General features: G+C 54.6%; 11 protein-coding genes. 7 read left to right on the top strand and 4 right to left on the bottom strand.

All coding sequences use genetic code 11. The features are described 5' to 3' along the window. Positions 1-571: 571 nt before the first annotated feature. The 4 genes from GOX45_RS16095 to GOX45_RS16080 all read right to left on the bottom strand — a co-directional run bounded on the left by GOX45_RS16095 (position 572) and on the right by GOX45_RS16080 (position 5,060). The gene (locus GOX45_RS16095; protein ID WP_171102183.1) at positions 572-1,366 is read right to left on the bottom strand and encodes a sulfotransferase family 2 domain-containing protein; all 795 of its coding nucleotides are present in this window, start codon (positions 1,364-1,366) and stop codon (positions 572-574) included. A gap of 142 nt (positions 1,367-1,508) precedes the next feature. Further along, positions 1,509-2,579 carry a hypothetical protein gene (locus GOX45_RS16090; RefSeq protein ID WP_171102182.1) on the bottom strand — a complete coding sequence of 357 codons (1,071 nt, stop codon included), beginning with the start codon at positions 2,577-2,579 and terminating at the stop codon, positions 1,509-1,511. Continuing rightward, positions 2,551-3,915: an MBOAT family protein gene (locus GOX45_RS16085; protein ID WP_171102181.1), complete on the bottom strand. Its 1,365-nt coding sequence runs from the start codon at positions 3,913-3,915 to the stop codon at positions 2,551-2,553. Before GOX45_RS16085 ends, GOX45_RS16090 begins: the two co-directional genes overlap by 29 nt. Before the next feature lie 182 nt (positions 3,916-4,097). Further along, on the bottom strand, positions 4,098-5,060 hold the full coding sequence (locus tag GOX45_RS16080; protein ID WP_371808503.1) for a UDP-glucuronic acid decarboxylase family protein: 963 nt from the start codon (positions 5,058-5,060) through the stop codon (positions 4,098-4,100). Positions 5,061-5,359: 299 nt separating this feature from the next. On the opposite strand from GOX45_RS16080, the gene GOX45_RS16075 reads away from it, so the two are divergent. From GOX45_RS16075 to GOX45_RS16045, 7 genes are read left to right on the top strand one after another with little or no spacing between them, the layout of a single operon-like run. Next, positions 5,360-6,832 (top strand): NAD(P)/FAD-dependent oxidoreductase, encoded by a 1,473-nt coding sequence (locus tag GOX45_RS16075; RefSeq protein ID WP_171102180.1) that lies wholly within the window; start codon positions 5,360-5,362, stop codon positions 6,830-6,832. Positions 6,833-6,879: 47 nt separating this feature from the next. Continuing rightward, on the top strand, positions 6,880-8,367 hold the full coding sequence (locus tag GOX45_RS16070; RefSeq protein ID WP_171102179.1) for a hypothetical protein: 1,488 nt from the start codon (positions 6,880-6,882) through the stop codon (positions 8,365-8,367). Beyond that, positions 8,364-9,371 carry a glycosyltransferase family 2 protein gene (locus GOX45_RS16065; RefSeq protein ID WP_171102178.1) on the top strand — a complete coding sequence of 336 codons (1,008 nt, stop codon included), beginning with the start codon at positions 8,364-8,366 and terminating at the stop codon, positions 9,369-9,371. Before GOX45_RS16070 ends, GOX45_RS16065 begins: the two co-directional genes overlap by 4 nt. Before the next feature lie 36 nt (positions 9,372-9,407). Further along, positions 9,408-10,349: an NAD-dependent epimerase/dehydratase family protein gene (locus GOX45_RS16060; RefSeq protein WP_171102177.1), complete on the top strand. Its 942-nt coding sequence runs from the start codon at positions 9,408-9,410 to the stop codon at positions 10,347-10,349. Between the two features lie 27 nt (positions 10,350-10,376). Then, the gene (locus tag GOX45_RS16055; protein ID WP_171102176.1) at positions 10,377-11,279 is read left to right on the top strand and encodes a glycosyltransferase family 2 protein; all 903 of its coding nucleotides are present in this window, start codon (positions 10,377-10,379) and stop codon (positions 11,277-11,279) included. A gap of 1 nt (position 11,280) precedes the next feature. Next, positions 11,281-12,255 carry a lysylphosphatidylglycerol synthase transmembrane domain-containing protein gene (locus GOX45_RS16050; protein WP_171102175.1) on the top strand — a complete coding sequence of 325 codons (975 nt, stop codon included), beginning with the start codon at positions 11,281-11,283 and terminating at the stop codon, positions 12,253-12,255. A gap of 4 nt (positions 12,256-12,259) precedes the next feature. Continuing rightward, complete coding sequence (locus GOX45_RS16045; RefSeq protein WP_217350500.1) at positions 12,260-13,687, top strand: FAD-dependent oxidoreductase; 1,428 nt, start codon at positions 12,260-12,262, stop codon at positions 13,685-13,687. Positions 13,688-13,698: the final 11 nt, after the last annotated feature.

The following is a 13,698-nucleotide window of genomic DNA, read 5'->3' as shown; positions in this document are numbered from 1 at the left end:
CGGTGTTTGGAGTCTCAGAAACTTGGTTGGGTTTCGGGCGTTCTTTGAAAGGAGCACTTGGCGTAAAGCGCCAAGCCTCCAATCAGTGTCGCTAGGAAGCCAGAAGCCATGTAGAGGCTGAACGCTATCAGAATGCCATGCCCCATGATCAATGCTGTGATAAAGGTCGTAAGGCCCGTGACTACCCCCAATCCCAACACTACAATCAGCATGTATTCCATCTCCATCCCAAGCTGTGCCAGTGAGTTTTTCAGCGAAACCAGTCGCTGAGTGCACAACCTTTGCGATTATGATTTACAGAGTTTCTGGCTAAAGTGTGGCAGCCAAGTGTTAACAGCTGACTAATTTATTAAGGGAAAGTGGTGAGATTTGACCTTGGCAAGTGGTCTGCCGCGGTTCGCGATCTACCACTTCTCACTAATCTAAGGCTATCACAAACAGAGATTAGACCAGCAATTACAGAAGCTTAAACTATAAATTCCAGCGCCAGAATGCATCTGAGCCCCCGGCACATTTGTGCCCAGAGCTCATTCCGTATCCAAAAAAAGAGTAAGCAGCAAAGCTATGCCGATCAGGACTTTCCGTCGAATTCACGAGCGATTCGAGTGCTGATCATTCGTTTGGTCTGACGCAAATTGCTCATCAGACGATTCTTCGGGCGCGCTTGCTCGGCCAACGCCTGCTCGCGATCCGCCAGGTACTCATCACTAAGCTCTGGCGCGGCGGCCAGTGGTTGCGACAAATCGGGGTCATACCCAAAACGATCGAAATCGATGTGATAAAGCTCGGTAATCAAACGTATCTCGGCCTGTGACGGTTTTACCTTTTCTGTTGAAACCGACCGATAGTCACCGCGCTTGTTCACGTGCGGAAGAACGCGAGGTCCTGACTTTTCTCCGGTTATTCGGTCAAACCATGGGATCAGTGCGTCGAGCCCATGTTCGAGGTGAAAGATTTCAGCCTCAGGAGGTACGATCTCATCCATCGAAAGAAGGTGGTTATCAAATGCATAGCGAGGGTTGTCGGGCAGTGTTTCCAACCAATCGCCAAACGAAATGTCATTGATCTTACGTTCGACTTCTTTCTGGAAGTGAAACGCGCTGACGACACGTGCAACTGGATGGCGTACAATTGCGAATGAACGGTCAAAGAAGTTTTCTGGAAAAAGCCTGTCCAGCGCCGACAGGTTAATATGTTGGGGCGATGTCTTGGACCAACGTTCTTTTTCGTCGATCATGTAATATCGATTGTCTGAGAAGGCGAGCCCACCAAAACGTTTGTTTATATAGTCCGCGACAGTGGAACCGCCGCATTTTGGTACATGCGCATAGTATACGAGCTGAGTCCCGGTTCGGAAAAACGGCATGGGAAACCTTTGACAAGAACACCTTCAAGCTACGAAACAAAACGTTCCGTATTGAAGATGTGTTAGTAAATCCGGGTAGCTCAGTCTACGGCTTACAGAAATTTTTGAACAGGTGCGCGGAAATCAGCTTCAAATCAGTTATTTAGTCATTATTGTTGCCGACTTGGAAATCAAATCTCGTGCTTCCTTCTGTCCGAAGCGTGTCCACTATCGCTTCGACCATGAGTTCCGAAAAAGCATCGCGTTCAGAAGCTGGGACGTGAGAAAAGTCAGGTATATCGATTGTTTCAACGCCTGGAACGTCCTCGAAATGAATACCCTTCGCAGGAATGGCCTCTATCATTTTGTCCCAATATTGAGCTCTTGGAAAAAACTGGCTTTCGGTTTCGTACACGATATCGGCCGATGGCATCCGAACGAGAATGACGCTGCCACCGCGTGCTTGTATTTTACCTATTTTTTCAGACAGATCTGCATAGGCTGCGTCCCAATCGAAATTTTGTGGGACTGAATTTCCCTCGGCGACGACTTTCGCTGCCCAGTCCGTGGCCCGCTGTTGCGCCCGATCTACGTCGATAACAGTAAGGTATTGCTGCCTATCATCACCGGTAATTATTATGTTTGTTCTGTTGTCCGTCCGAAAGGGTCGCCCGGTCTGAGCGATATTCCTAAGCATCGTCGAGAACGAATGGTTGTTGTTCCGCAGCACCATATGGCTTGCGACGGCATTGCCCATTTTGGTCTCAGCGGCACGGGCGAGATTCCAGTGGCTATGATAATATTGAACCATTTCCACCTGATCGTGACGCCCCTGATCAGGCAATAGCCACGTGGAAAGAAATGAGACAATGACGAGACCGCTGAAGTCGGTATTATTTGCAATATCTGCAAGAGCTTCGTATGGCGCCTTTCCAACATAGGCGAGGTTGTAAATGTTTGCGCCAGGCATGGCTTTGCGCAAAACGTCATGTGACAGGCCGCTTTGCGCGCGTGACGCGCCTAACAGTACCACGGCTTGAGACGAGGTATCTTTTTCAACCTGAGATCGAACAAGCGCCCAACGTGCGATCGTATTCTCGACGCTGGGCACTGCACCAAGTGATCGGATCCAATACTCGATAGAAAGAATGAGACCAAAACCAAGGGCAGCAGATAAGATGAGGGTGCCGAGAGGAGTCCAGCGCTTAGAACTGAAAATAGATGAAAGTGTCATACGCTTCCCCTCCCATCAGACCAATCATTGCAACCATGAACGCGCCGACGCATACGCGACACCAGTTCGGTATCGCCCTCACTATATCCTCGAATCGTCGACCACGCATTGTCCAGTGAATGCTGGCCAGGGAAATTGAGCAAATCAGTACGAGGAGCTTTTCAGTTGTCGGTAGATAAAACGCCGTTTCGGGATGCGAGGTGAAAAAGCTCGCATACATGTCCATGACCTGCTGGAAGCTGCGTGACCGAAAGATAATGACCAGCAACATCATGGTCATCAGAGTCATGCCCGAGAACAGGATCGCCGCGAAACGTGTTTTCCAGATTTTCCAGGACCCTATCGATCTTTGCAGCAATATCTCGATCACAATGACAAGGCCATTCAGGAATCCCCAAAGAACAAAGGTAACTCCTGCTCCGTGCCACAGGCCGATCACTGTCATCGTCATGAGTTGGGCGAAAAGCTTGTAACCAAAAGATGAGTTTTTGCCGCGAAGCGGTGCGTAAAGGTAATCTCTGAACCAACTGGACATCGAGATATGCCAGCGTTGCCAGAAATCCTGCATGCCAATTGCTGAAAATGGAGCGCGAAAGTTTTCAGGCAGACTAAAGCCCATCATCATCGCCACACCGATGGCAATAAGCGAATACCCGGCAAAATCACAGAATATCTGAACCCCAAACGCCATAGCTGACAAAAGCACCGTTTCGCTGGGCAGCGTCCCGGACTGTGCAAAGACGCTGTCAACGACAGGAGCCATCAGCCCGTCTGCGATGGCAATCTTCTCGAAGAAGCCGATAAGCACAAGCGTTCCCCCCCAGCCGAAACGCTCGCGCGTGACGACAGGAGGCCTCAGGAGTTGCGGCAGAAAGAAGCGCGCGCGAACAATCGGACCGGCAACCAACTGGGGAAAGAAGGTCACAAACAGCGCAAAATCCAAGAACGATCGAGTCGGCTTGGTTCGGCCGCGATAGATGTCAATCGTATAGCTAAGAGTTTGAAACGTATAGAAAGAGATCCCTACGGGTAGCAAGATATTCCATGGTGCCGGCTCATAGGTGATACCAAAGGCAGCGACAAACTGTACGAACCCTTCCAACAAGAAGCTGCCGTATTTGAAATAGCTGAGTACGCCAAGATTTCCGACAAGGCTGATAATCAGCCAGAACCGCTTTTGTCTTTGGGTAAGTGCTTTTGAAATTCTGTAGCCGCTGACAAAGTCGAGGACGGTCGATAACAAGATCAACAACAGATATGGGGCGTTCCAAGAAGCATAGAACAAATAGCTCATCAGTAGCAGGATCAGCTTCTTGATCCGCCAACCAAGATTCAAAAAATAGATCGAGAACAGTACGACTGCAAAGCAGATGAAAAGGTAACTATTAAAGACCATAGCTGTCAGTGGCCTCAGTCACAACGGGTCCTCTACATTTTTGGTCTTCGCAACGTTTCATAGCTTTCTGTAATGTTTGTTCAAAAACGCAAACTTGCCTAAGCTATGTTGTTTCTAAGCCGTCATAACAGAGAATCAAAATATGAAATCGTGGCTTCCAGCCCGCTTTTCAGGTCGACCTTCGGCTGCCAGCCCAAAACATCGTTCGCGCGCTCAATAACTGGGCGCCGCTGGGTTGGGTCATCAGGGGGCAACGAGAGGTAGGTCAGCTTTGATTTGGAGCCGGTCAGCGACAGGATGGTTTCGGCCAGTTCGGTCATCGAAATCTCGACCGGGTTGCCCAAGTTGATGGGGCCGGTCACATCGTCTCCGGTGGCCATCAGGCGGCTGAGCCCGTCAATCAGGTCGGTTACAAAGCAGAAGCACCTGGTCTGGTTGCCATCGCCATAGATCGTAATCTCTTCGCCTTTGAGGGCTTGCACGATGAAATTCGATACCACACGCCCGTCATCGGGATGCATATGTGGCCCGTAAGTATTGAAAATACGGGCGATTTTTATGCGGACCTGGTGTTGTCGGTGATAGTCGAAAAACAAGGTTTCGGCACAGCGTTTGCCTTCGTCATAACAACCACGCAAGCCGATCGGATTGACATTGCCGCGATAGTCTTCGGGCTGCGGATGAACCAGCGGGTCACCATAGATTTCTGATGTCGACGCCTGCAAAACCTTGGCGTTTGTGCGCTTGGCCAAACCCAGAATATTCATGGCTCCGTTCACGGTCGTTTTGATCGTTTGAACCGGGTCGTTCTGATAGTGGATCGGGCTGGCAGGGCACGCCATGTTATAGATCTCATCCACTTCAAGATAGAGCGGAAAAGACACGTCATGGCGCACGAGTTCAAACGCGGGGTTGTCCATCAGCGGGACAATATGTCGCCTGCGCCCGGTCGAGAAATTGTCGACGCAAATGACCTCGTCGCCACCGTCCAAGATCTTTCGACACAGATGAGACCCCAAAAAGCCCGCGCCGCCGGTCACCAAAACACGTTTTGGAGTGAGTTTTTCCTGAATAATCTGAGTCACGACCTTAAAACTTTGTTCTACCCATTAAACAACTGACAGTCGCAAAAAATCATCTTTGCCCGAGTAAGGCGAGCGATTTTTGCGGTATACTCGATAATACGTCTCATACCTGAGACAAAATCGGTATAGTTTTCAAGATTGTTTCCTGGCTGGTGATCTTTCGGGCGAAAATGGTAAAAAGGGGTGATATTGCCGCAAAAATGAGTGATTTTAGCTGACAAGTGTCGCCACGCCTTGCTGAGTTCGGGCAACGTTCCATGTAAGGGCATGTTTTTTAGTGATCAGGGTTTGAACAAAATATGACGGATTCAAATACAAGAAAGGCCATCATTATTGGCGGTGGCCCCGCCGGGTTGACCAACGCGTATGAGCTTTTGCGCCTTGAGCCCACTTGCAAACCTGTTGTCTTGGAAGGCGACAAGCTGGTTGGTGGAATCGCCCGTACCGAAAGCTACAAAGGTTTTCGCTTTGACATCGGTGGTCACAGATTTTTCACCAAGATCAAAGAGATCGACGACATCTGGCATGAGATCTGCGGCAAGGAATTCATCACCGTCCCGCGGCAGAGCCGGATCTTTTATCAGGGTAAGTTCTACGACTACCCCCTGAAACTGACCAATGCGCTGTATAATCTGGGTATTTTCGAATCCCTGAGTGTCATGGCCAGCTTTGCAAAATGGCGTGTTTTCCCAAGCAAAGAGGAAGATACCTTTGACCAATGGGTGACAAACCGGTTCGGCAAGCGCTTGTTCGACCACTTCTTCCGGTCCTACACGGAAAAGGTTTGGGGCGTGCCCTGTTCCGAGATCCGCGCCGACTGGGCCGCTCAGCGCATTAAGGACCTGTCTCTGACCAAGGTTGTGTGGAACGCCATCTCGGGCGCCAATGATTCGTCCAGCCTGATCGAAGAATTCCAGTATCCGCGCCTTGGCCCCGGCCAGATGTGGGAGCTGATGGCCGAGCATGTGGAAAACAAGGGCGGCGAAGTGCGGATGCAATCCTATGTCAAACGGGTAATCCGGGACGGGATGCGAATCACAGGTGTCGAAGTGGTGGCACAAGACCCCGAGACCGGAGAAACGCGCACTTACATCGAAGAGGGTGATACCTTCTTCAATTCGATGGGCTTGCGCGATTTGATCCATTCGATGGATCCTCCACCCCCGGCCGAAGTGGTCGCAGCAGCAGATCGGCTTAAATACCGCGATTTCATGATCGTGACGCTGGTGCTCGATCATGCCGACCCCTTCCCGGACAACTGGATCTATGTCCACGAACCCGAAGTACGTGTGGGACGGATTCAGAATTTCCGCGCATGGTCTCAGGACATGATGGCCGACAAGACCAAAGCGTCGATCGGGATGGAGTATTTCCTCAACGACGATGAAGAGATGTGGCACACCGACGACAAAGAGCTGGTGGCGATGGCTGCACGCGAGTTGGAGCGTGTCGGTCTTGCACCTGCAAAATCGGTGATCGACGGGGCGATTATTCGCCAGCCAAAAGCTTATCCTGTCTATGACGCCGAGTATATGGAGGCGCTTGAGGTGATCCAGACCTGGCTACAACAGCTGGAAAATTTTGAAACCGCCGGACGCAATGGTTTGCATCGTTACAATAACCAAGACCATTCCATGCTGTCGTCGATTTATGCGGCGCGTAACATGCTGGGTGCCGACTACGACGTGTGGAACGTGAATGTCGAACGTTCCTATCATGAGGAGTTTCAGACAAAACCTTATGAACGGGGTGAGTCGGCCAGCGCGGCCTGACATGGACCTAGTTGGTTGCCCAGTGTTTGGACACCGGGAAAAATGGTATGAGTGACAAGGTATCAGGACCATTCCGATATGGTGGGCTTTGGCTTTTGGCCGCATTGGTCATGAGCCTGTCGGTCTATGTGTTGAACGGCGGTCTGCTGTATTATTTCGATACGGCCGGATACATGATTCAGGGGTTGAATACCCTTGAGATTCTGAACCTGTTGCCTGCGCAAGCTGCGGCGGGTGAAGGCGGTGGCGGCGGTGGAGCTCAGGTCGATACGGGTAACACGGTCAACGGATCGCGGTCACTGTTTTATGGTTTGATCGTGGCCGGTCTTACCAGCTTTGCCCGACTAGAACTGATCATGGTTTTGGGCTTTGCGACGATCTTTGCGTCGGTTTGGTTGTTGCTGCGCGTGGTTCAGCGCGCCGATCAGGTTGCTCTGTCTCCGATCGCGGTTGCCGGGGCGTCGGTCTTCGTGGCCTGTTTTGGTGCCCTGCCCTTTTATCTGGCCTATGTGATGCCCGACATTCTGGCGCCGGTGCTTATTCTGGTTATCGCGCTTTTGGCTGGGTACGCAAATCGCATGAACGTGTGGGAGCTGGCTCTGGCGCTAGTGCTGGGCTTTGCTGCCGTTCTATCGCACCCCTCTCATCTTGCGATTGCGGGCCTTAGTATTCCGGTGGTCGCCGTAATTGCAGCCTTTGTTCAGCGTCGCAGCTTCTGGATTGCTCCGGCTCTGATCGGAGTGTTGGTGCTGGGTGCGGTTGCCGAACGACAGGTTTTCAAATCGCAAGTGACCGAACGCACCGGTTCGGCTGTGGTTTATAACCCCTATATCACCGCGCGGTTGATCCAGGACGGACCTGCCTATGCATATTTGGCCGATCATTGCCCGGATGCCGCCATCGCCACCTGCGCATTGTATGAGGCGTTGCAGAACTCGGACGATCCGATGCGCCTGACGGCGAGCCATATTATTTTTGAGAAAACTGAGCAGCTGGGGTCGCTGCGTCATCTGGATGACCAGGCCCAGAAAGCCATCGGGGATGAGCAATACCGGTTCTTCTTTTCGGTCTTGATGAACCGACCTGTGCATACGATTGGCGCGCTACTGGGTAATACGCTGGAACAAGCCAGCCATTTTGGAGTCTATCAGACGATCCCCAATGACAATGCGCGGCGTAATGTTTTGGAAAGCGCCAAGATCCCGGACGACACCTTTATCGATGGGCGATTAAGGCGTGACCAGGGCTGGAACAATCCGGTCTATGTGTTTCAGACCGCGCTTTATGCGGTGTCTCTAGTGGTTATTCTTGCGCTGTTGATCAAACCTTCGCCCGTCTCCGGGCGGATGAAGGCTGTGGCGGCCATGCTTGTGCTGGGCATTTTGATCAACGCCTTTGTGTGCGGAGGACTTTCGCAACCAGCGGCGCGCTATGGCGCGCGGGTGATCTGGTTGCTACCGCTTATGGCCGTGATTTTGCTTGGCGTCTCGCGGGCGCAGGTGTTGAGATCTGGAACAATGGGGCAACCTCAATGAGCGACGTAAAGATCAGCGTGATCATGCCTGCCTTCAAAGCCGCGCATCTGTTGCCGCGCGTGTTGCCACCGCTGTTGTCGATGCGCGACCGGGGCGAGGTAGCCGAGGTGATCGTGATCGACGATGTCTCACCCGACAACACCGCTGATCTTGCGCGCAAGATGGGTGCGGATGTCTATGTCATGGACAAGAACGGAGGCCCGGGCGCGGCCCGCAATTTCGCTGCGACCAAGGCCACCGGGAATGTATTGTGGTTTGTCGACTCGGACGTGATTGCCAAGGACAACGGGGCCCGGCGCTTGCAGGAGATTTTTGGCAAGGGTGATGTGGCGGCGGCATTTGGGTCTTATGATGAAAGCCCCGAAGGCCCCTGGTTTTCACGCTACAAGAACCTGATGCACCGGTTCTATCATCAGACAGCGCGCCGTCAGGCCCGCACATGGTGGGCGGGGTGCGGTGCGATCTCGGCGGATATGTTCAAGCGTGTCGGTGGGTTTGATGTCGAAACCTATCGCATTCCTTCCATCGAGGATATCGAGCTGGGTTATCGCATATATGCAGCTGGTGGTGACATCGTGGTGGATCCCGAGCTTCAGGGCAAACATCTCAAGATCTGGTCGGTGCGCAATTCGGTCCATACCGATATCTTCTGTCGTGCGCTGCCTTGGTCGCGGCTGATCATCAATCGCGAAGGTCTGACAGATGATCTCAATACCGGGATCATGGAGCGTGTGCGGGCCGGTCTGGCGGGTCTTCTGTTTTTGTCGTTTTTGGCCACGATCGCGCAGCCCTCGCTGTGGCCGGTTCTGATCCTGCTTTTGGTGGCCGTTTTCGCCGTCAACAGCCAGCTTTTCCGTTTTATGTGGCAGGCAGGTGGCCCAACATTTGCCATCAAGGCGCTGCTTTATCATCAGTTTTACTACGTATATTCCGCAAGTGCCTTTGTTTGGTGTCTGTTTGAGTATCATGTTCTTGGCCGAAGGAATCGTTTGCATGTGCCCTGATTTCCGCAGCTTGTTTTGGTGTGAAAGGAATCCGCGATGGCTCGATTCCTGATCACCGGCGGTGCCGGATTTGTCGGCATGCATCTGTCCCACGCCCTGACCGGCGCCGGGCATGAGGTTGATATTCTTGATAATCTCTCGACCGGTCGCCGCGCCAACCTGGCGCCGGGGGTTCGGTTTCATGAAAGCGACATCAACAATACCCAACTGCTGCGCGATGTGCTGCAAGAGATCGACGGAGTGTATCATCTGGCTGCAGTGTCCTCGGTGCAGACCTATCTGAGCGATTGGACGGGCTCGGCACGGGTCAATCTGGGGGGCACGCTTTCGGTTTTCTCGGCTGCGGCGGACGCGAATGTACCGGTTGTCTATGCCAGTTCGGCGGCCATTTACGGTGCTGCAACCGATCTACCGATCCGCGAAGACAGCCAACCCAACCCGATCTCGGGCTATGGGGCGGATAAGCTGTCGGGCGAATACCACGCCCGCGCCATGGCCGAGGCGGCGGGTTTGAATGCGGTGGGGCTGCGGTTCTTCAACATCTATGGCCCCGGCCAATCGCGCCAATCGGCTTATACCGGGGTGATCACCATCTTTCTGGACCGCTGGCTGAGCGGGGATTCGGTGGTGATCTATGGTGACGGCACCCAGACCCGTGACTTCATCTATGTGGGCGATGTGGTGCAGGCGCTGATGCGGGCCATGAGCCATGCTCAGGCCGGACATAGTGATGTGTTCAACATCTGCGCGGGCACTTCGGTTTCCGTGCGTGATCTGGCCGATGGCATCGGCCGCATCACAGGCCGCGCGCTGAGCTATGACTTTGCCCCTGCCCGCCCCGGAGAGATCCACGCCTCATGCGGGTGTCCCGACAAGGCGCGCGAGATATTGGGGTTTGAGGCCCAAACAGAATTTGAAACAGGCTTGGCCCAGCTGATCGACTGGTTCAAGGCACAAGATAATGCAGTTGCCGAATAGCACGCGATGGCAGGAGCAGTTCCGAACATGACCACACAGACCACCCCGACCGAGGCAGAAGGACAGGACGCCGCGCCGCAAACGCTCAGCGTTGTGATCCCCGCCTATAATGAGGAAAATGCCGTCCGCGCGACGGTGGAAGATGTGCGCGAACATCTGGCCCCCTTGGGGATCGACTATGAGATCATCGTTGTGGATGATGGGTCCGAAGACAATACCCGCGCCGAAGCCGAGGCCAGCGGCGCGATTGTCGAATGCAATCAGGTCAATTCTGGCTACGGGGCCTCGCTGAAGCGCGGTGTGCGCCGGTCGAAATACGAATATGTCGCCATTCTGGATGCCGATGGCACCTATCCCGCGCGGTATCTGCCCGAGATGCTGGAGATGTGCCGCCATCAGGATATGGTGGTCGGAGATCGCGGTGCGGCGATGAAAAACGTCCCGCTGTTGCGGCGCCCGGCCAAGAAATTCCTCTTTGCCTTCGCTTCATTCCTGGCCGAGCGCAAGATCAATGATCTGAACTCGGGCCTGCGGGTGTTTCGGCGGTCTGAGCTGATCCCGTTCTTGCCACTGCTGCCACAGAACTTTTCGTTCACCACAACGATCACCCTATGCATGACGTCAAACGGCAAGCGCATGGTCTATACGCCCATCGAATACGGCAAGAGGGTTGGCAAATCGAAGATCAAACCGATTGATTTCATCAATTTCATCATTCTGATTCTGCGCATCTCGACCCTGTTCAATCCGTTGCGTGTGTTCATCCCGCTGGGGCTGGTATTCATGGGACTGGGTCTGATCAAGCTGGTCTATGACATCTTTGTCGGCAACCTGTCCGAGAGTGCGATCTTTGCCTTCCTGGCCGCGATCATGATCTGGTCGCTTGGGTTGATCGCCGACATGATCTCGCGCCTGCATCTGAGGCCGTGACGTGACGCAAGCCCCGCATAGCCCTCGTGTCAGCCGCAAATGGTTGATCCGCGCCGCAGGTTCCGGCCTGTTGCTGGCGGTGCTGTTTTGGCTGTTGCCCTGGGATGCGATCAAGGCCGGGTTTCAGGCCACACCTTTGTGGGTCTTTGCGGCGGTTCTGGCGATCTTCGTCCTGGCTCATCTGGGGGCGGCTTTGAAATGGCGGATGCTTCTTGGCCCGGATATGCCCATCGGTACCACGTTTCGCGCGCATTTTGCCGGGCTGGCCGCAAATCTGTGCTTGCCGGGCGCCGTTGGTGGCGACGCCGTGCGTGCGGCGATGGCACAGGCGCAGCTGCGCGATGGGCCTCGGGTTGTAGCTGTGGCGATGATCGACCGGGTGATCGACATGGTCGCCTTGCTGATGCTGTCGGCACTTGGACTGTTGCTGGCGCGCGGGCATGAGACCGGCTTGGCCATCATCTTGCAAACACTGGTTGTGCTTGCTCTGGTGATCGCCGGGTTTCTGGCCCTGCCCCGGCTCTTGCCGATGATCTGGAGGGTGATCCCCGCTTTGCCCAGGCGCGGCTTTGGCGAACGGCTGGCCGACAGTTTCCGCCTGTTGGCGGCACGTCCAGCCCTGCTGGTCAGCGTGTTTCTCGCCTCAAGCGTCGTGCAGATCGTTTTGGTCTCGATCGCCTGGTGGCTGGCTGTTGCCGCTGGCGCTGGTGTGGCCTTCTGGCCCTGGCTGTTTGCCTGGCCTTTGGCGAAACTGGCGGCCGTTCTGCCGGTGTCACTGAACGGTCTGGGCCTGCGTGAGGCCACGCTGGCCGGCTTTCTTTTGCCCTTCGGGGCCCATGCACCTGCGGTGGTGGCCGCGGGCCTGATGTGGCAAGCGGTGTTGTTTGCCGCCGGCGCCTTGGGCGCAATGATATTGGTTTCGACCGGCCAGGGCCTGAGCTTTGGTCGCAAAGAGGATATTGTCAGCAGTGAATAAACCGGTGGAACAAAAACCCAAATACACCATTCTGGGCGGCGGCCCCGCAGGGCTTGCCACAGCACATCTGCTGGCGCGCGACACCGAGGCCGAGATCGCCTTGATCGACCGCGCGCCGCGGCTGGGTGGCAATGCCGCGTCTTTTGAGATCGAAGGCATTATCACGGACTATGGCTCGCACCGGTTTCATCCGGCGGCGGACCCCCATGTGATGAATGAGGTCAAATCGCTCTTGGGCGATGACCTTTTGCTGCGCCCGCGCCATGGCCGCATCCGGCTGGGGGGACGTTGGATTCACTTTCCGCTCAAACTGGGCAATGCGTTGAAATCGCTGCCCCTGCCTTTCGCCACATCCTTGATCCGTGACATGGTCACCGGCCCGCTGCGCCGCGCGCCCGAGGGTCCGGCGACCTTTTCCAGCGTATTGCTGAAAGGTCTGGGGCCTACGATCTCGGAAAACTTTTACTTCCCTTACGTGCGCAAGCTGTGGGGGCTCGATCCCAGTGCGCTGGCGGTCAAACTGGCCGAACGGCGCGTGTCGGGTTCATCCGTGTCAAAGATCGTAATGAAGATGGTGCGTATGCTGCCCGGATTGCGCGGCGAGACGACAGGGCGGTTCTTCTACCCCCGCAAAGGTTTTGGCCAAATCTGCGAGTCGATGGCCGACAGCGCGCGCAGGAACGGGGCCGAAATCCGTCTGGAGGAAGGCATCGAACGGGTCGAGCGTGATGGCAACACCGTCACCGCCGTGATCACTAAAGACAAGGCCGGGGTTGAGACGCGGCATGAAAGCAGCCAGGTACTGTCAACCATTCCGCTGACCGCGCTTCTGAAAGCCATGCATCCGGCGCCACCGCCCCAGATCGTTGCGGCCGCCGAGGCGATCCGGTTCCGCAGCATGATCCTGATCTACATGGTGCTCGAAACCGGCCAGTTCACGGAATATGACGCACATTATTTCCCCGAGATCTCGATCCCGATCAGTCGGATGTCGGAGACCAAAAACTACAACAACGTGACCGCCCCCGAAGGCCTGACCGTTTTGTGCGCCGAGCTGCCCTGTGATCCAACCGATCCCTGGTGGGAGATGTCTGATGATGAGCTGGGCGCGCATTTCCAGCAATGGCTGGGCAGCGTGGATCTTCCGGTGAATGTGCCAGTGCGCAAAGTGATTACGCGGCGTCTGTCGCATGCCTATCCGGTCTATGATGTGGACTATGCCGATCACTTCGCCGTGGTCGATGACTGGCTGGAATCGCTGGATGGGCTGGTCAACTTTGGCCGTCAGGGCCTATTTGCCCATGACAATACGCACCACGCCTTTGCCATGTCCTTTGGCATCGCCGATTGTCTGGGGGCCGATGGGTCTTTCGATCAGGCGAAGTGGACGCAATATCGCGAAAAATTCTCGCATCACGTGGTGGAGGATTAGACGCTTGGCAA

The sequence above is a fragment of the Ruegeria sp. HKCCD7255 genome (assembly GCF_013031565.1).
GTDB lineage: Bacteria > Pseudomonadota > Alphaproteobacteria > Rhodobacterales > Rhodobacteraceae > Ruegeria.
Note: the sequence above shows the minus strand (reverse complement) of the source record. Positions and strands in the feature narration are given on the sequence as shown.

Bases quoted from the DNA above. Each gene is read 5' to 3' on its own strand.
- GOX45_RS16060 (WP_171102177.1), top strand. From the start codon at position 9,408: ATGGCTCGATTCCTGATCACCGGCGGTGCCGGATTTGTCGGCATGCAT.
- GOX45_RS16065 (WP_171102178.1), top strand. From the start codon at position 8,364: ATGAGCGACGTAAAGATCAGCGTGATCATGCCTGCCTTCAAAGCCGCG.
- GOX45_RS16070 (WP_171102179.1), top strand. From the start codon at position 6,880: ATGAGTGACAAGGTATCAGGACCATTCCGATATGGTGGGCTTTGGCTT.
- GOX45_RS16075 (WP_171102180.1), top strand. From the start codon at position 5,360: ATGACGGATTCAAATACAAGAAAGGCCATCATTATTGGCGGTGGCCCC.
- GOX45_RS16095 (WP_171102183.1), bottom strand. From the start codon at position 1,366: ATGCCGTTTTTCCGAACCGGGACTCAGCTCGTATACTATGCGCATGTA.
- GOX45_RS16055 (WP_171102176.1), top strand. From the start codon at position 10,377: ATGACCACACAGACCACCCCGACCGAGGCAGAAGGACAGGACGCCGCG.
- GOX45_RS16090 (WP_171102182.1), bottom strand. From the start codon at position 2,579: ATGACACTTTCATCTATTTTCAGTTCTAAGCGCTGGACTCCTCTCGGC.